Origin of the sequence: Bordetella genomosp. 11, from assembly GCF_002261215.1 — a bacterium.
Classification (GTDB): domain Bacteria; phylum Pseudomonadota; class Gammaproteobacteria; order Burkholderiales; family Burkholderiaceae_B; genus Bordetella_C.
On sequence record NZ_NEVS01000004.1, the window covers coordinates 1,086,475 to 1,104,317 of the forward strand.

Here is a 17,843-nt window from a genome sequence, read left to right on the forward strand (position 1 = left end):
CCGGCTCCGCCGGTCCGCCAATGTCGCCCCCTGGGGGAAGCGCAGCGGTTCGACAGGGGCCTCTAGCTCAGAATAAAGCGGACGTCGCCAGACCGGGGACGCCGCGGATCCGGCTCCGCCGGTCCGCCAGCGTCGCCCCCTGGGGGGGAAGCGCGCAGCGCTTCGGGGGGGGCCTCTACCGCAGCCGTTCGGCGGCTTCCACCGTATTGACGAGCAGCATGGCAATGGTCATGGGACCGACGCCGCCCGGCACGGGCGTGATCGCTCCCGCCACGCGCACGGCGCTGTCGAAATCCACGTCGCCGCGCAGCTTGCCGTCCTCGCCGCGGTTGATGCCCACGTCGATCACCACGGCGCCGGGCTTGATCATGGCGCCGGTGACGATGCCCGGCTTGCCGGTGGCCACGACCAGTACATCGGCGCGCGAGGTGTGGGCGGCCAGGTCGCGCGTCTTGGAATTGCACAGCGTCACCGTGGCGCCGGCCGCGAGCAGCAGCATGGCCATCGGCTTGCCGACGATATTGCTGGCGCCCACGATCACGGCTTCGGCGCCGCGCAGCGCCACGCCTTCGGATTCCAGCATCTTCATCACGCCGTAGGGCGTGCAGGGCCGGAACAGCGGCTGGCCGGTCATGAGCAGGCCGGCGTTGCTGATATGGAAGCCGTCGACGTCCTTTTCCGGCGCGATGGCCTCGATCACCTTGTGGGCGTCCATATGCGGCGGCAAAGGCAGCTGCACCAGGATGCCGTGGATGGTGGGGTCTCCGTTCAGCACGGCGATGCGTTGCAGCAATTCCGCTTCGCTCATGGTGGCGGGATACTGCTCCTTGACCGAATGCAGGCCGGCTTTCTCGCAGGCCAGTACCTTATTCCTGACATACACCTGCGACGCCGGGTTATCGCCCACCAGGACGACGGCCAGGCCCGGCCGCACCCCTTGCTTCGCCAGTTCGGCCACGCGATACGCGACGTCGTCGCGGATGCGCTGGGACAGCGCCGAACCATCGATAATGCGTGCCGTCATGCGTGTGCCTCGGGTTTCGCCAGGGCCACCTTCATCAGGTCGGCCACGGTGGTGACTTCCAGTTTTTCCATAATGTTCGCGCGATGCGCTTCCACGGTCTTGATGCTGATGCCCAGGTCGTCGGCGATCTGCTTGTTCAGGCGGCCGGCCACGATGCGCTCCAGGACCTGCTGTTCGCGCGCGGTCAGGCGGGCCAGCATGGCTTCGTGATCGCGCTGGGCCTGGAATTTGGACACGCGCTGCGTGGCCTGTTCGAGCATGCGGGCCACGATCTCGCGCAGATCCGACTCATTGAAGGGTTTCTCCAGGAAGTCGATCGCGCCTTTCTTCATGGTCGTCACGGCCATCGGCACGTCGCCGTGGCCGGTGATGAACACGATGGGCAGCGGTGCCTTGCGGGCGATCAATTGTTCCTGCAGTTCGAGTCCGCTCATGCCGGGCATGCGGACATCCGCGATAAGCACGCCGACCTGGTTGGGATCGTAGTCTTCCAGAAAGCTTTCCGCGCTGGCGTAGGCGCGCACGCGATAGCCGTTGGCTTCCAGCAGCCAGCGCAGCGAATCGCGTACCGCTTCGTCATCGTCGACGATAAATACCGTGCTGGACGGATTTGGGGTGTTCATGCGTGAAGCTCCTCGGACTGGTCGTTCTGCGTCTGTGCTTGTGGCGCCGCGCAGGGCAGGGTGAAGCGGAAGATCGTGCCGCCCGCGGGATTGGGATCCGCCCAGAGGCGGCCGTGGTGCGACTCGATAATGGTACGGCAGATATTCAAGCCCATGCCCAGACCCTGGGCCTTGGTACTGAAAAACGGTTCGAACAGCCTTTCGGGATCGGCCAGCCCATGGCCGCGGTCGACCACCGCGACTTCGATGTGCTGTTCGTGCAGGATGACGGCGACTTTCAATTCGTCGGAGTCGCTGTTTTCCATGGCCTCCAGGCCGTTTTTCAGAAGATTCAAAAGTACCTGCTCGATCAGGATGGGATCGGCCAGCACGTCCGGCGCGTTGGAGGGCACGAAACGTTCGATGCGGATGCGGCGCTTGCGCGCGTCGATCTCGGCGAAGCCGATGGCATTGTCGACAATGCCGGCGATGGCGACGCGCTGGCGGCGCGGCTCGCTGCGTTTCACGAATTCGCGGATGCGGCTGATGATCTTGCCGGCGCGTTCGGCCTGCGCGGCGGCTTTTTCCAGGGCCGGCAGGAGCATGCGGGGATTGGTGTGGCCCGCCTTGACCAGCGCCACGGCGCCCATGCTGTAGTTCGTGATGGCGGTCAGCGGCTGGTTCAACTCATGCGCCAGCGACGACGCCATTTCGCCCATGGTGGTAAGGCGGCTGGTGAGCTGGATTTTTTCCTGTTGCACGCGGGAGGCTTCCTCGTGCTGGCGGCGTTCGGTGATATCGCGCGCCACCTGCAGGCGCACCCGGCGGCCGTCGGTCCAGGCCAGCATGCGATGGTGGACTTCGAACCAGCGCTGCACCGACGGGGCGAAGACCTCGACCGATTCGTCGGTGAAGCGGCCGCGCCGGCCGGCCAGCAGTTCGTCATGGCCGCCCGTTTGCGCGCCGAAGACCCGGCGGTAGGTGCGGTTGGCAAACAGCAGTTCCAGGCCATCGTGGGTATCGGCCGTAACCGAGATCGCATCGTCCAGGCCTTCCAGCACGGTCATGAAGCGTTCGTGCGCCGCCGTCAACGCTTCGCGGATGCGCTTGGGCTCGGTGATGTCGGTCATCGACGTCATCCAGCCGATCTGGTTGCCGTTCGGGTCCAGCAGCGGGGACACATACATGCGCGCGGTGAAGCGCGACCCGTCGCGCCGCTGCGCCTCCACTTCCAGGCCGCTGCTGGGCGTCTTGCCGGACAGCAGGATATCCAGGGTGTGCTGGTGCTGATCGTGGCGGCCCGGCACCCAATAGGGGAAGGGCGGGCTGCGCCCCAGGAGATCCGCTTCGTTCCAGCCGATCATGCGGCAGAATGCCGGATTGACGTAGGCGATGCGGCCTTCCATGTCCAGCACGCGCATGCCGGTGGACATGGAGTTTTCCATCGCGCGCCGGAAACCGGTCTCGGCGATCAGCGCCGCCTCGGCATGGGACCGGAAGCGGGTGTAGCGCCATAGCATCAGCAGGCTGATGATGATCACGCAGGACAGCGCCAGGACGATCCATAGCAGGCGCTGCTGCCGCATCTCCTGGTCTATCGTGACGAACATGACGCTGTCGTCGTGGATGCGCTGCAGCCAGAAGAACACGCCCATGACACATATATAGAGTACGAGTACAAGGACGGGCGTCAGCCAATACAGGCCCCGCCTGCGCAAGCGGGCATGGTCGTGGAACGGCGTGGGTATATTCGACTTGGGTGCGCTGGCCATGGCGATGGTCGTGGGATCTTGCCGCATTTTAGTCGTTTGTTGCGATTGGCGATGATTTCATATTATGAAATGCCGTACCGCAACATGAAATTTCTCTTGCGCCGGGGTAATCTTGTTTCCTAGAATGCGCCGCATAAGTTGCCCTGGCCAGCCACCGGACGCGTACCCGCGCGTCAGGTACGGTTTTCTGCGGGCGTTTTTTCATGCCCCTCGCGCCGGCACAGGCGCACGGCTACAACCCTCTCTGCTGGAGACACACGATGTCCTCTAACGCCCTGGCTGGCGCCCAAACGGCTGCCAATGACGAAGACACCCTGGAAACCCAGGAGTGGCTGGAAGCGCTGGCGGCGGTGCTGGACCGCGAAGGTCCGGAACGCGCGCATTACCTGCTGGAGCGCCTGATCGACGAGGCCCGCAGGTCCGGCGCGCATATTCCGTATTCGCCCAACACCGCGTATGTGAACACAATTCCCCCCGGGCTCGAACCGGCGCATCCGGGCAACCTCGAGCTGGAATCGCGCATCCGCGCCTACGTGCGCTGGAATGCCATGGCGATGGTGGTGCGCGCCAACCGGCATTCGCCCCCGGACGGCGGCGACCTGGGCGGGCATATCGCCTCCTTCGCCTCGCTGGCGACGATGATAGGCACCGGACAGAACCACTTCTGGCACGCGGAATCCGAAGACCACGGTGGCGATCTCGTGTACTTCCAGGGCCATTCGTCGCCCGGTGTCTATGCGCGCGCTTTCCTGGAAGGCCGCCTGACCGAAGAACAACTGAACCACTTCCGCCAGGAAGTGGACGGCAAGGGCCTGTCCTCGTATCCGCATCCCAAGCTGATGCCGGAATTCTGGCAGTTCCCGACCGTCTCCATGGGCCTGGGGCCCATCACCGCCATCTACCAGGCCCGCTTCCTGAAGTACCTGCACGCGCGCGGCCTGGCCAATACGGCCAACCGCAAGGTCTGGGTATTCTGCGGCGACGGCGAAATGGACGAGCCGGAATCCCTGGGCGCGATCGCCCTGGCGGCGCGCGAAAAGCTGGACAACCTGATCTTCGTCATCAACTGCAACCTGCAGCGGCTGGACGGCCCGGTGCGCGGCAATGGCAAGATCATCCAGGAACTTGAAGGCGATTTCCGCGGCAGCGGCTGGAACGTCATCAAACTGATCTGGGGCGGCTATTGGGATCCGCTGCTGGCCCATGACAAGGAAGGCATCCTGCGCCGCGTGATGGAGGAAACCGTCGACGGCGAATACCAGGCCTACAAGGCGAACGACGGCAAGTTCGTGCGCGAGAAGTTCTTCGGCAAGCATCCCAAGCTGCTGGAGATGGTCGCCCGCATGAGCGACGAGGACGTGTGGCGCCTGAATCGCGGCGGCCACGATCCGCACAAGGTCTACGCCGCCTTCGACGCGGCGGCCAACCACAAGGGCCAGCCCACCGTCATCCTGGCCAAGACCATCAAGGGCTACGGCATGGGCCATGTCGGCCAGGCGAAGAACCCCACCCACCAGCAGAAGAAGCTGGACGTGGCGGCGGTGCGCGAATTCCGCGATCGCTTCGGCATTCCCATCCCCGACGACAAGCTGGAGGAACTGCCGTTCTTCAAGCCGGCCGAGGATTCCCCGGAAATGAAGTACCTGCACGAACGCCGCAAGGCGCTGGGCGGCTACCTGCCCAAGCGCCGCACCAAGGCCGACGAGCAGCTGAAGGCGCCGGCGCTGGAGGCCTTCAAGCCCGTGCTGGAACCCACCGCGGAAGGCCGCGAGATTTCCACCACGCAGGCTTTCGTGCGTTCGCTGAACCAGATCCTGCGCGACAAGGACCTGGCGCCGCGCGTCGTCCCCATCCTGGCCGACGAATCGCGCACCTTCGGTATGGAAGGCCTGTTCCGCCAGATCGGTATCTACGCGCCTGAAGGGCAGAAGTACACCCCGGTCGACAAGGACCAGGTGATGTACTACAAGGAAGCGGCCGACGGCCAGCTGCTGCAGGAAGGCATCAACGAAGCGGGGGCGATGAGCTCCTGGATCGCCGCGGCCACGTCCTACTCCACCAACAACCGCATCATGGTGCCGTTCTACGTGTACTACTCGATGTTCGGTTTCCAGCGCATCGGCGATCTCGCCTGGCTGGCCGGGGATATGCAGGCACGCGGCTTCCTGATCGGCGGCACCGCGGGCCGTACCACGCTGAACGGCGAAGGCCTGCAGCACGAGGACGGACACAGCCACCTGATGGCGGCCACCATCCCGAACTGCCTGCCCTACGATCCGACGTATGCGCACGAAGTTGCGGTCATCATCCAGGACGGCCTGCGCCGCATGGTGCAGAACCAGGAAAACGTCTATTACTACCTGACCGTGATGAACGAGAACTACCCGCACCCGGGCTTGAAGCCGGGCGACGAGGAAGGGATCGTGCGCGGCATGTACAAGCTGAAGACCGTGGGCAAGGGCAAGCAGCGCGTGCAGCTGATGGGCTCGGGCACCATCCTGCGCGAAGTGGAAGCCGCCGCCGGCCTGCTGGACACGGATTGGGGCGTGGCCGCGGACATCTGGAGCGTGACCAGCTTCACGCTGCTGCGCCGCGAAGGACAGGACGTCGATCGCCACAACATGCTGCATCCGGCCGACAAGAAGCCGCAGGTGCCGTATGTCACGCAGCAATTGGCGAAGACGGAAGGCCCGATCATCGCGTCGACCGACTACATGAAGCTGTACGCCGACCAGATCCGTCCGTTCATCCCCAAGGGCCGCGAATTCCGGGTGCTGGGCACGGACGGTTTCGGCCGATCGGATTTCCGCTACAAGCTGCGCGAGCACTTCGAGATCGACCGCCACTTCGTGGTGGTTGCCGCGCTGAAGGCGCTTGCGGACGAAGGCGCCATTCCGGCTTCCAAGGTGGCCGAAGCCATCAAGAAGTACGGAATCAATCCCGAGAAAGCCAACCCGCAATACGCCTGAGGCCCGAACGACATGAGCAATACGGTGGAAATCAAGGTACCCGACATCGGCGACTTCAAGGAAGTTGAGGTTATCGAAGTCCTGGTGGCGCCGGGCGACACGATCAAGCCCGAGCAAAGCCTGATTACGGTGGAGTCGGACAAGGCGTCGATGGAAATCCCGTCGTCCGAAGGCGGCGTGGTCAAGTCGGTGAAAGTGAAGGTGGGCGACAAGGTGTCCATGGGCACCGTCGTCCTGGAACTGGAAGCGGGGGCGGCGTCCGAAGCGCCCGCCGCCGCACCGGCGAAGCAGGAAGAAAAACCCGCCGCCAAGGCCGATGCGCAGCCGGCGCAGGCTGCCGCGGCCGCCCCGGCGGCGGCGCCCGCCCAGGGTGGCGGCCAGGCGGTGATCGAAGTCCCGGACATCGGCGATTTCAAGGAAGTCGAGGTGATCGAGGTCATGGTCGCCGTCGGCGACACCATCAAGACCGAGCAGAGCCTGATTACGGTGGAGTCGGACAAGGCCTCCATGGAGATCCCGGCGTCGCAGGGCGGCGTGGTGAAGGAAGTGCGCGTCAAGGTCGGCGACAAGGTATCCAAGGGTACGCCGCTGGTGGTGGTGGAAGGCGGTGCCGCACCGGCCCAGCCCGCCGCCGCGCCGGCCCAGCCCCAGGCGGCAGCGCCGGCACCGGCAAGCGCCGCGGCCGCCGCACCGGCGCCTGCGGCTGCCGCGCGCCCGGCTCCGGCCGCCGCGCTGCCGCAGGCCGAAGCCAAGCCCGGCCAATTGCCGCACGCATCGCCGTCGGTACGCAAGTTCGCGCGCGAACTGGGCGTGGACCTGACGCGCGTGGCGGGCAGCGGTCCCAAGGGCCGCATTACGCAGGACGACGTCCGTGGCTTCGTCAAACAGGCCCTCGCGGGCGGCGCCCCGGCGGCGGCCGGCGCGGCGGGCGGCAATGTGGGTGGCCTGAATGTACTGGCCTGGCCGCAGGTCGACTTCGCCAAGTTCGGTCCGATCGAGGCCAAGCCGCTGTCGCGCATCAAGAAGATTTCCGGCGCGAACCTGCACCGCAATTGGGTCATGATCCCGCACGTCACCAACAACGACGAAGCGGACATCACCGATCTGGAAGCGCTGCGCGTGACGCTGAACAAGGAAAACGAAAAGGCCGGCATCAAGGTCACCATGCTGGCCTTCCTGATCAAGGCCGTGGTCGCCGCGCTGAAGAAATTCCCGGAATTCAACGCCTCGCTGGACGGCGACAACCTGGTGCTGAAGCAGTACTACCACATCGGCTTCGCCGCCGATACGCCCAACGGGCTGGTGGTGCCGGTGATCCGCGACGCCGACAAGAAAGGCATCCTGGACCTGGCCAAGGAAAGCTCCGATATGGCCAGGAAAGCGCGCGACGGCAAGCTGTCGCCCGCTGAAATGCAGGGTGGCTGCTTTTCGATCTCGTCGCTGGGCGGCATTGGCGGCACGCACTTCACGCCCATCATCAATGCCCCCGAGGTCGCCATCCTGGGCGTGTCGCGCTCGGAGTTCAAGCCGGTGTGGGACGGCAAGCAGTTCGTGCCGCGTTTGAAGCTGCCGCTGTCGCTGTCCTATGACCATCGCGTCATCGACGGCGCGGCCGCGGCCCGCTTCAATGCCTATCTGACCGCCTTGCTGGCCGACTTCCGCCGCATCGCGCTGTAATCGGGGATCGATATGAGCAATACGGTGGAAATCAAGATACCCGACATCGGCGACTTCAAGGAAGTCGAAGTCATCGAAGTGCTGGTGGCCGCCGGCGATACCGTCAAGGCGGAACAGAGCCTGATCACGGTGGAGTCGGACAAGGCATCCATGGAAATCCCCTCGTCGCAAGGCGGGGTCGTCAAGTCGGTGAAGGTGAAGGTCGGCGACAAGGTATCCATGGGCACGGCCATCCTGGACCTGGAGCCGGCGCAAGGCGGCGCCGAACAGGCCGCCCCGGCCGCGGACAAGCCCGCCGCGCCGGCCGCCGCCGCCGCGCCCGCAAAGGCGTCGGCGGACACGGCAGGCAAGTCCGTGCCGCCGTCCCCGGCGGCGCCCGTCAACGCCCCCGCGGCCGCGACGTATTCGGGCGGTGTCGACATCGAATGCGACATGCTGGTCCTGGGTGCCGGCCCCGGCGGCTATTCCGCGGCGTTCCGCGCCGCCGACCTGGGCATGAAGACCGTCCTGGTCGAGCGCTATTCCACCCTGGGCGGCGTTTGCCTGAACGTCGGCTGCATCCCGTCCAAGGCCTTGCTGCACGTCGCGGCGGTCATGGAAGAGGCCAAGGCGCTGGCCGATCACGGCATCACCTTCGGCGAGCCCAAAATCGACCTGGACAAGCTGCGCAGCTTCAAGGACAGCGTGGTCGGCAAGCTGACCGGCGGCCTGGGCGGCATGGCCAAGATGCGCAAGGTCACCGTGGTGACCGGCGTGGGCGAGTTCGCCGATCCCAACCACATGACGGTCAAGGGCGCCGACGGCAAGACGCAGACGGTGCGCTTCAAGAACGCCATCATCGCGGCCGGCAGCCAGGCGGTGCGGCTGCCCTTCATGCCCGACGACGAACGTGTCGTCGATTCCACCGGCGCGCTCCTGCTGCGCAGCATTCCCAAGAAGATGCTGATCGTCGGCGGCGGCATCATCGGCCTGGAAATGGGCACGGTGTACTCCACGCTGGGCGCGCGCCTGGATGTGGTCGAAATGCTGGACGGCCTGATGCAGGGCGCGGACCGCGATATGGTCAAGGTGTGGCAGAAGATGAATGCGCCGCGCTTCGACAACATCATGCTCAAGACCAAGACGGTGGCCGCCGAAGCCCGCAAGGACGGGATCTACGTCACCTTCGAGGGCGAGGGCGCGCCCAAGGAACCGCAGCGCTATGACCTGGTGCTGCAAGCGGTCGGACGCTCGCCCAACGGCAAGAAGATCGGTGCCGACAAGGCGGGCGTGGCCGTGACCGATCGCGGCTACATCGCCGTCGACAAGCAGATGCGGACCAATGTGCCGCATATCTTCGCCATCGGCGACATCGTCGGCAACCCGATGCTGGCGCACAAGGCCGTGCACGAAGGCCATGTGGCGGCGGAAGCGGCGGCCGGCGAGAAATCGTTCTTCGACGCCCGCGTGATTCCCTCGGTGGCCTACACGGACCCGGAAGTCGCCTGGGTGGGACTGACGGAAGACGAGGCCAAGAAGCAGGGCATCAAGATCGAGAAGGGCGTATTCCCCTGGGCCGCCTCCGGCCGCGCCATCGCCAATGGCCGCGACGAAGGCTTCACCAAGCTGATCTTCGACGCCGACAACCACCGCATCCTGGGTGGCGGCATCGTCGGCACGCATGCCGGCGACCTGATCAGCGAACTGGCGCTGGCGGTAGAGATGGGGGCCGATGTGGTCGATATCGCCAAGACCATCCACCCGCATCCGACGCTGGGCGAGTCGGTGGGGATGGCGGCGGAAGTCGCCGAAGGCGTCTGCACGGACTTGCCTCCGGTAAAGAAGAAGTAGTTTCGCCGCGTGTCGGGAAAAAGGCTGCCGGAACCGGCAGCCTTTTTTTTGGGAGCCCGATCAGGCTTGCCCGTTCGCCGCGTCCAGGCTGGCGCGCAACTCGGCGATTTCTTCCTGGAATTTCATGTTCTTCTTTACGCGCGAATTCTTGAAATAGCGGATGCAGTTGATCGGCGAGTAGAAGAAATCCGTGCGCCAGCTTCCGGCCAGGAGTTCCTTGCCCGTGGGATCGTCGGCGGGCTGGACGATCGTATCGGCCATGATCCGATCTATCCCGGACACGTTCGGCCCCGACTCATGCCACACCGAGCTATGCATGATGGCAAAGTCGCCCGGCCGCATTTCCGGCGTTACCTTGGGCCATTTGATTTCGAACGCTTCAGGGTCGATCTCGCCCGCGTCCCCCAGGAAACCGAGCTTGTGGGAGCCCAAATAGAAGCTCAATCCGCCGTTATCCCCGTTGACCTCGCTAAGCGGCACGAACAGGCTGCACTTGTTATGCCGGCCCAGGTGGTAGCAACTGTCCTGGTGCAGGAATACCGGGGTGCGGCTGAACTGGTCCTTGATGACGAAGCGGTGGTTGTAGAGGGCGATATCCGCGCCGAAAACCTGCCGCGCGACATCGATCAGCGCGGGGTCCCGGTACATGCCCGCCAGTGTTTCCGGCAGGGCTTCATTCAGCGCTACGGGATTCGCGCGGTTGACGTCGCGCCCGTTCTTCAGGCTGGCCTCGTAGAATGCCGCCCATTCGCGCTGCCACGTGGCGACGGTCGGTGGCGCGATCGCGCCACGCAGCACGAATACGCCGGTCTGATTGAAGACCTCCAGGTCGAAGGTGTCCGATGCGATGCGCTCGATCCACTTCTCGTCGATGCCGTATGTGCTCATGATCGGGCTCCGGGCTCAGATCCAGCGAAATACCAGTTCGTTGTCCTGCGTGTTCTTGAACTTGTTGCACTTGGCCAGGACGTTGTACTTCAAGGGAAACAGTTCGCGCCCCGGGCTTTCCAGGATGTCGATCTCCAGGATGTCGAAGTCGCGCAGCAGCGCTTTCCACCCGTGCTCCGTAATGCGCCAGCAATCCGGCAAGGGACCGTGGATCCGCCAGTTCAAGGGGGCCGAGATCAGCAGGTGGCCTTCGTGCCGCAGCACGCGCCGCAGCTCCTTGACGGCTTCGAACGGGTTCAGCGTGTGTTCGATCACTTCCATGCAAACGACGACATCGTAGGTGCTGTCCGCGATGGTGACGTTGGTTTTGGTGATGTCGCCCACGATCGTGGGGTTATGCGTGCCCACCACATCGAATGTGTCGATGTCGTAGTTGGAAAACTTCTCGCGCACGAAAGAACGTTCCTGCGGGCCGACCTCGAGCAGCCGGCCGCTTTCCCCCGCCAGGCTGGCCGCCGTTTTGGTCAGGAATGCATTGATATGTTCCCTCGTCAGCTCCAGGGTATCGTTATCGAATTGGGACGGCGTGGCCATGGATGGACTCTGGTAAGGGTTGTCGGAAAACCGGCGCGGCCGGCGTGTGATGGAATCAGGTGTCGACGGTACCGATGGGCATCGCGGGATTGCCGAAGACCTTGGTGCGCGCCTTGACCCGGCGTAGTACGACGCTGCCGGCGCCGACATAGGCCCAATCCTCGACGCGCGACTTCGGCAGCAGCGTGACGCTGCTGCCCAGGAATACGCCTTCACCGACGTTGGCGTGGCCGTTTATCTGGCAGGCGCCGGAAATCTGGGTGTAGTCGCCGACGCGGGTATCGTGCGCTGCCGAACTGTTCGTGCCCAGCATGACGTGTCGGCCCAGGGCAAGGTCGCAGGACAGCTGCGTAAACGGACAGATGATGGCGCCCTCGCCGATCTCGATGTTGCGCCCGAGCAGGGCGGTGGGGTGGATCAGGCGGGTGAAGCGGGCCCCCTTGGCCTGCATCTGCATGGCGTAGCGCCGCTTCGCCACGGGATCGCCGATGGCGCACAGGAACAGGTCGTCGGAGGCGGGCTCGTAGTCGTCGGGGGACGCAAGGATGGGCACATCATAGGCAAGGCCGCGCAGCGCATCGGCACGGCTGTCCAGGAATCCCTTTATCCGCCACGGCGTGCCGGCCTGGATGCATTGGCCGGCCCAGACGAGCACCTCGCGTCCGAGGCTGCCGGCGCTGATGATGACGAGATTACCGTTTTGCTGCATGGTGTCGGATCGCTAGCCGGATATGTTTACGGTACGGCCGCCGTCGACCACCAGTTGCTGTCCGGTGATCCAGCGCGCATTATCCGAAAGCAGGAACTCGATGGCCGCGGCGATGTCGGCTTGCTCGCCCAGTCCCAGCGGATAGTCGGCCGCCATTCTGCGCATGAGTTCCGGGTCCGCGAACATATGTTCTGTCATGGCGGTCCGCACCGCTCCCGGCAGCACCGCATTGACGCGGACGTCCGGGGCCAGTTCGACGGCAAGCGCGCGCATGCAGGCATCCAGGGCGCCCTTGCTGGCGCAATAAATGCTAAAGCCGCGCGCGCCGAACTGGCTGGCCGTACTCGATACGAAGACGATGCCGCCCAGCGCTTTTTCATTGAGCTTGCGGCGGACCAGCAATCGGGATATCTCGACCGCCGACAGCAGGTTGACGTTGATGGACTCCAGCGCGGCCTGGGGGTCGAGCAGGCGTAGCGGCGCGACCTTCAGCAGCCCGGCGCAATGGACGAAACCGCGGACGCGTATGCCATGGTCTTGCATGAGGCCGGTCAATGCCGCTTCGATCCGATCGACCTGCCGCAGGTCCATCGGCCAGCAAAGATGGGCGTCGGCGTTTTCGCAGAGGCGACGCGTTTCTTCCAGGCGGTCCGCATCGCGGCCGTGCAGCACCAGCCGGCTCGACTTCGACAGGCGGATGGCGGTTTCGCGGCCGATGCCCGACGAGGCGCCGGTGATCAGGGTGTAAGGGGTATCGTCCATGGGTCGGTGGCTTCAGGATGCCGTATAGCCGCCGTCGCAGACCAGCACGGTGCCGGTGATCCAACGGGCCGCGTCGCCCAGCAGGAAGGCGGCCGCATTGGCGACGTCGGCGGGCTGGCCCAGGCCCAGCGGGTGCATGGCCTCCACTTGCAGGCGTTGCGTTTCGTCCCAGCGGGCGGCCACGCGATCGTACATGTCGGTTTTGACGAAGCCGGGCGCGACGCAGTTGACGCGGATATTGCGGGGCGCGTATTCCAGGGCCGTGGATTTGGCCAGACCGGTCAGCGCTGCCTTGGACATCGCATAGGCCGCTGCGCCGCTGGATCCCACCATGCCCACCACGGACGAGATGAATACCACCGAGCCGCCGCCGGCCGCGCATACCGCCCGATGCTGGAATCCTCGCAGCAGGGCCAGCGCGGCCTCGGTGTTGACCGCGAAGACATCGCGGTAGCGATCGGGCGACAGCAGCCGGGTAGGCCAGATGGACGCCACGCCCGCCGCGTGCACCATGCCCGCCAGCGGCCGGTCCGGCGCGGCGATGGCCTGCATCAGCGCGGGGATGGCTTCCACGTCGCGCAGGTCATGCGTGTGCGTCGTATGGCCGCTGCCGGGCAACGCGCCCAAGGCGGCCGCCAGGCCGGCTTCGTCGCGGTCCAGTGCCGCCACGGTCGCGCCGAGACGCGCCAGCAGGTGCGCCGTGGCCAGTCCGATGCCGGAGGCCGCGCCGGTCACCAGGATGCGCCGGCCGGTCAGGACGAACGGATGGGTCATCGAACTACTTCGCGGCCCTGGCCTGCACGCCGGCGAGCAGGTCGGCCGCCGAGTTGAACTGGCGGATATCCGATGCGTGGAAGGTCACGCCGAAGTCGGCATCCAGCATGGTGATCAGCGACAGGATGGTCAGGGAGTCCCAATTGTCGTAGGTGTCGAGCGCCTTGGCGGGATCGACGGCGTCCACTTCCAGCAACTCCGCCAGATCGGCGTAGAACTTGTCCATTCGAATACCTCTTTATTCAAAATCGATCATGCGGCAGAACCGCAATTTGCCCAGCCGCATCAGCAGGCCGGCCCAGGTCAGGCCGACACCGAAGCCGGCCAGGCAGACAAGACGCGGCGCGCCGGACAGTACATCGCCCAGGTTTTCGGTGATCGCCATGGGAATGGTGACGCCGCTGCTGTTGCCGTATTTTTCGACGACATTCATCGGCACCTTGTCATGGGGCACGCCCAGGCGGTCGGCCAGCTTCTGCAGCATGAAGCGGTTGGGTTGATGAAACAGATACCATTCGACCTCGGCACGGTCGACCCCGCCGTCGCGCAGCAGGCCATCGATCAGTGGCGGGATCTCGGTCTGCACGAAGTTGAAAACCGCCGTGCCGTCCATGCGCAGGTGGTCCTGTGCCCGCAGGTTGTTGTCGCCGACGTCTTCCAGGACGGCGGTGGCGGACGAATGCGGCAGCCGCATGCCGCCGGCCGGGATCATCAGCGCCTCGCGCCGCGCGCCGTCCACCTTGATTTCCCCGGTGATGGCCGCGGCATCGGCATCCCTTTCGACGATGGCCAGGGATGCGGCGTCGCCTACCAGCGGATAGCTATTGCGATCCTTCGGCGATGTCTTCTGGCTGATGATGTCCGCGTTGACCACCACCACGCGGCGCACGCTTTCCTGCTCCAGCAGGGACATCGCCTGGATGAGGCCGACGATGAATCCCGCGCAGCCCTGGTTGATGTCCAGGCACAGCATGTCCTGGGGCAGGCCCAGCCTGCCGTGGATGACGGCGCTGGTGGGCGGCATCAGGTAATCGGGCGTCTGCGTGACCACGATCATCGCGTCGAAGCCGTCGCGGTCCAGCAGCCCATTGGCGAACAGATGCTCGAATCCGGCCACTGCCAGATCGGACACGCATGTGCCCGGCAACGCCAGCCGGTGCTTGTCGTATCCCATGACTTCCATGAGCTTGCGCGAGCGGGCTTCCGGAAAGTTGAAGCCCTTCATGTCCTCGATGAAGGACTGTTCGTGCGCGGGCACGACGGTCAACAGGCCGGCGATCCGCTTGCCATGGAAGCGCAGTTTCACGGCTTTACTCCGTATCTGGCCAGCAGCATTTCTATCGTCGCGATGTTCTGGAAATGCTCGGGCACGATGTCCAGCCCGTCGATCGAGATGCCGTAGGCTTTGTCCAGCGACGCGACCAGCGTGATCATGTCGAAGGAGTCCAGCAGGCCGTCCAGCATGAAGTCGGTGGAGTTGATGAAATCCGCTTCGGGGCGGATGCTGGCCAGGAGTTCAGGCAGGGCGGACATGGCTGGGGGTCTCGTTCAGGCGGCCGCGCGGCGTTGCTGCAGCGCCAGGCGGTCGATTTTTCCGTTGGGGTTGCGAGGCATCTGCGGCACGCGCTCAAAGACGGTGGGCAGCATGTACTTGGGAAGCTTGCCGCTCAGGTCCCGGCGCAGGTCGGCGGCCGCGATTTCCTCGGGCGACTCCACGTACAGCACGATTTCCTTGCGCGGCGCGTCGTAGACCACGCAGGCATTCTTGATTCCGGGGACCTGCAGGGCGGCATGCTCGATCTCGCCCAATTCGATGCGGTAACCCATGTGCTTGATCTGGTAGTCCTTGCGACCGACGAACATGATTTCGCCGCGCTCGTTGCGATAGACGATATCGCCGGTGCGGTAGATGCGTTCGGGATAATGCGTCTGCAACGGGTTCTGGGTAAAGGCCTGAGCGGTCTTCTCGGGATTGTTCCAGTAGCCCAGCGCCAGCGAGCTGCCGCGCACGCACAGTTCTCCGTGCTCCAGCGGACCCGCCGGGCGGTTGTCGTCCGTGATGATCAGCACGTCGGAGTTGCGGCAGGGAATGCCGATGGGCAGCTTTTCGTCGTCCGCCATATCGCGGTCGACGATGAAGTAGGTGCAGTCGACGGTGATTTCGATGGGCCCGTACAGGTTCACGAACATCGCCTGGGGCAACTGCCGGCGCCAGGTATTCAGGTGGCGGGTGGGGAAGACTTCGCCCGCGAACAAAACCTTGCGCATGGCGGGCAGCGGCAGGCGCGATAGCAGGTCCTGGTTGGCGATCGCCACCATGATGGTCGGCACCCAGAAGATGAAACTGACTTCGTTCTCCCGCAGATGTTCCAGCAGCCGGGCGGGAAAAGTGGACAGCGATTCGGGAATGATGTCCAGGGTGGCGCCCTTGGCCAGGCAAAGGAAGAGTTCGAGGCTGTAGATATCGAAGTAGAAGGGCGACAGGCTGCCTATGACTTCGCTGCCATCCAGTTTCAGGGTGGCGAAGGCCCAGTCCATGAAATCGATGGTCGAGCGGTGGTTCAGCGCGACGCCCTTGGGGATGCCGGTGGAGCCGGAGGTGTGGATGATGCAAAGCGGGTCGGTATCGATGACCTGCTCGCGGCGCGCGGCCAGCGCGGTTTCGTCCCAGTCCCCCTGCGACGCCAGCGCGTCCTCGATACGCAGGACACGGTCCGCCGGCACGCCCATGTCCGCGAGTGCCTCCGCGCCGGCCGCGGAAGTCAGGACCAGTTCGTAGTCCAGGTTTCCGAGTATCGCGGCCACCCGTTCGCGGGGTGAGCGTACGTCCAGGTTGGCGTAGCAATTCCCGCAGTAGACGATGGCGAGATCCGCGAAGACCGTTTGCGCGTTCTTCGGCAGGTAAACGGCGATGGGCCGGTTCAGCGCGGGCTGGCGCGCGAGAATGGCCATGGCCAGGCGCTTGGCGTGGGACGCGACCTCGTCGAAGGTGTATCGGCTGTCCCCGTCCAGGATGGCCGTCTTGCGCGGCGCGTGGGCGAGCGCTCCCCCTTCGAAATACTCAATCGCGTTGGTTTGCATGGTGTTGCTGGCGTCGTATGCTCGGAATGGTTGACGTCGCGCGCGCAAACGGGCGGCGACCGCCGGCCAATCTTCGCGGCCTGGCCTCAGTTTCGTATCCTAGCGAAAGCGACGCCTGGCTGAATCCTGAAACAGTGCGGCAAAACCCCGTGTTTCTGGGCGATTGCCGCAGCGGAGCGCGCGGCCGCGGATTAGCGCGTGGCGGAGGGGGCCAGCCGCCGGGCGATGGCGGTTCGCAGCTCCGGATGGGCCGGCAGCGCCAGGTCGAACTCGTCGCGTAACAGGGCCAGTACGGCGTCGGCATCGGTAAGCTGGCGCCGTTCGCTGATGGCGCCCGGCCGATGCACGCCGTAGCTGCCGTTGTTCAGCGTTTTTCTGTGGCCGTCCCCACAGCGGGCGACCACCAGCTGGCCGAGCAGCGGCGAGTCCGGATGGGTGCTGACGTACCAGTTACCCATCTCGAAATCGACCGCCTCCTGCCGCTGCGTATCGAAACGGTACAGGGCCCGCCATACGCCGTTGACCTGCGCGCGCAGCATATATCCGTCATCCTGTACGCCGATCTGGAAGGTTTCCAGGGGCGTGGGCTGCGGTTGGCGGTCTTCCAGCCGCAGCGGTACCGTCGGGACCAGGCGGCCGAAACCGACGTCGGAGATGTAATCGTCGCCGTCCACGGTGACCAGCGCCAGCAGGTGCGAACGGGCGGTCCAGGCGTCCTCGGGGCCTCCCATGACGACCCGGCCGCTGATCGCCCGCACCGTGTATCCCAGATGGCGCAGCAGGGCCTGATACAGCAGGTTCAGTTCGTAGCAGTAGCCGCCACGGCCGTCATGCAGGATTTTTTCCTCCAGCGCGGGCAGGTCGATCGGAACAGGCTGGCGCAGCAGGCAGGAGAGCGTCTCGAAAGGGAAGACCCGCGTGTGGCGCGCCTGCAGTTCCGCCAGGGTGGCCAGGGTCGGCGGGGGCGGGGCCGCATAGCCCAGGCGTTCAAGGTAACGGGCGGATTCCTGCAGGGTATCGCGGGGCATGGCTGGGTCTTCCGGCATGGGCCTTCTGCGGGCAAGTCTACCAGTGTCGCGGGGGCGTCCGGAACCCCGTCGGGCCAGCCGGTCACCGGGCGCGCCGAATCCGTCCAGATGGTCGCACTTTGGGCCTTAGTTT

At 64.9% G+C, this 17,843-nt stretch carries 16 protein-coding genes; 3 read left to right on the forward strand and 13 right to left on the reverse strand.

The genetic code is table 11. The features are described 5' to 3' along the window. Window positions 1–175 precede the first annotated feature (175 nt). The 3 genes from folD to CAL28_RS12500 are packed head-to-tail and all read right to left on the reverse strand — an operon-like array spanning window position 176 to window position 3,398. The gene (gene folD / locus CAL28_RS12490) at window positions 176–1,024 is read right to left on the reverse strand and encodes a bifunctional methylenetetrahydrofolate dehydrogenase/methenyltetrahydrofolate cyclohydrolase FolD (protein ID WP_094841685.1); all 849 of its coding nucleotides are present in this window, start codon (window positions 1,022–1,024) and stop codon (window positions 176–178) included. Beyond that, entirely contained in the window at window positions 1,021–1,647 is a 627-nt protein-coding gene (locus CAL28_RS12495) for a response regulator transcription factor (RefSeq protein ID WP_066635243.1), read from the reverse strand. Before CAL28_RS12495 ends, folD begins: the two co-directional genes overlap by 4 nt. Next, window positions 1,644–3,398 (reverse strand): PAS domain-containing sensor histidine kinase, encoded by a 1,755-nt coding sequence (locus tag CAL28_RS12500; protein ID WP_094844577.1) that lies wholly within the window; start codon window positions 3,396–3,398, stop codon window positions 1,644–1,646. The genes CAL28_RS12495 and CAL28_RS12500 overlap by 4 nt, the downstream gene beginning before the upstream one ends. A 260-nt stretch (window positions 3,399–3,658) precedes the next feature. Here CAL28_RS12500 and aceE point away from each other — a divergent pair, with 260 nt between their 5' ends. From aceE to lpdA, 3 genes are read left to right on the forward strand one after another with little or no spacing between them, the layout of a single operon-like run. Further along, the gene (gene aceE / locus CAL28_RS12505) at window positions 3,659–6,367 is read left to right on the forward strand and encodes a pyruvate dehydrogenase (acetyl-transferring), homodimeric type (protein WP_094841686.1); all 2,709 of its coding nucleotides are present in this window, start codon (window positions 3,659–3,661) and stop codon (window positions 6,365–6,367) included. Window positions 6,368–6,379: 12 nt separating this feature from the next. Beyond that, window positions 6,380–8,044 (forward strand): dihydrolipoyllysine-residue acetyltransferase, encoded by a 1,665-nt coding sequence (aceF, locus tag CAL28_RS12510; protein ID WP_094841687.1) that lies wholly within the window; start codon window positions 6,380–6,382, stop codon window positions 8,042–8,044. 12 nt (window positions 8,045–8,056) lie between these two features. Further along, the gene (gene lpdA, locus CAL28_RS12515; RefSeq protein ID WP_094841688.1) at window positions 8,057–9,874 is read left to right on the forward strand and encodes a dihydrolipoyl dehydrogenase; all 1,818 of its coding nucleotides are present in this window, start codon (window positions 8,057–8,059) and stop codon (window positions 9,872–9,874) included. 60 nt (window positions 9,875–9,934) lie between these two features. Here the strand turns inward: lpdA and CAL28_RS12520 are convergent, their stop codons facing one another. The 10 genes from CAL28_RS12520 to CAL28_RS12565 all read right to left on the reverse strand — a co-directional run bounded on the left by CAL28_RS12520 (window position 9,935) and on the right by CAL28_RS12565 (window position 17,728). Next, window positions 9,935–10,762 carry a phytanoyl-CoA dioxygenase family protein gene (locus tag CAL28_RS12520; protein WP_094841689.1) on the reverse strand — a complete coding sequence of 276 codons (828 nt, stop codon included), beginning with the start codon at window positions 10,760–10,762 and terminating at the stop codon, window positions 9,935–9,937. Between the two features lie 15 nt (window positions 10,763–10,777). Then, entirely contained in the window at window positions 10,778–11,356 is a 579-nt protein-coding gene (locus CAL28_RS12525) for a class I SAM-dependent methyltransferase (protein WP_094841690.1), read from the reverse strand. A gap of 55 nt (window positions 11,357–11,411) precedes the next feature. Further along, window positions 11,412–12,065, reverse strand: a complete 654-nt coding sequence (locus CAL28_RS12530) for an acetyltransferase (RefSeq protein ID WP_094841691.1) — start codon at window positions 12,063–12,065, stop codon at window positions 11,412–11,414. A 12-nt stretch (window positions 12,066–12,077) separates the two neighbouring features. Then, entirely contained in the window at window positions 12,078–12,827 is a 750-nt protein-coding gene (locus tag CAL28_RS12535) for an SDR family NAD(P)-dependent oxidoreductase (RefSeq protein ID WP_094841692.1), read from the reverse strand. 12 nt (window positions 12,828–12,839) lie between these two features. Further along, window positions 12,840–13,601, reverse strand: a complete 762-nt coding sequence (locus CAL28_RS12540; protein ID WP_094841693.1) for an SDR family NAD(P)-dependent oxidoreductase — start codon at window positions 13,599–13,601, stop codon at window positions 12,840–12,842. A gap of 4 nt (window positions 13,602–13,605) precedes the next feature. Then, the gene (locus tag CAL28_RS12545) at window positions 13,606–13,827 is read right to left on the reverse strand and encodes an acyl carrier protein (RefSeq protein ID WP_094841694.1); all 222 of its coding nucleotides are present in this window, start codon (window positions 13,825–13,827) and stop codon (window positions 13,606–13,608) included. A 12-nt stretch (window positions 13,828–13,839) separates the two neighbouring features. After that, window positions 13,840–14,907, reverse strand: coding sequence for a 3-oxoacyl-ACP synthase III family protein (locus CAL28_RS12550; RefSeq protein WP_094841695.1), 1,068 nt, complete (start codon window positions 14,905–14,907; stop codon window positions 13,840–13,842). Next, window positions 14,904–15,134: an acyl carrier protein gene (locus tag CAL28_RS12555; RefSeq protein ID WP_094841696.1), complete on the reverse strand. Its 231-nt coding sequence runs from the start codon at window positions 15,132–15,134 to the stop codon at window positions 14,904–14,906. Before CAL28_RS12555 ends, CAL28_RS12550 begins: the two co-directional genes overlap by 4 nt. Window positions 15,135–15,149: 15 nt before the next feature. After that, the gene (locus CAL28_RS12560; protein ID WP_094841697.1) at window positions 15,150–16,682 is read right to left on the reverse strand and encodes an amino acid adenylation domain-containing protein; all 1,533 of its coding nucleotides are present in this window, start codon (window positions 16,680–16,682) and stop codon (window positions 15,150–15,152) included. A 191-nt stretch (window positions 16,683–16,873) separates the two neighbouring features. Then, window positions 16,874–17,728, reverse strand: a complete 855-nt coding sequence (locus CAL28_RS12565; RefSeq protein WP_217906564.1) for an arylamine N-acetyltransferase family protein — start codon at window positions 17,726–17,728, stop codon at window positions 16,874–16,876. Between the last annotated feature and the right edge of the window lie 115 nt (window positions 17,729–17,843).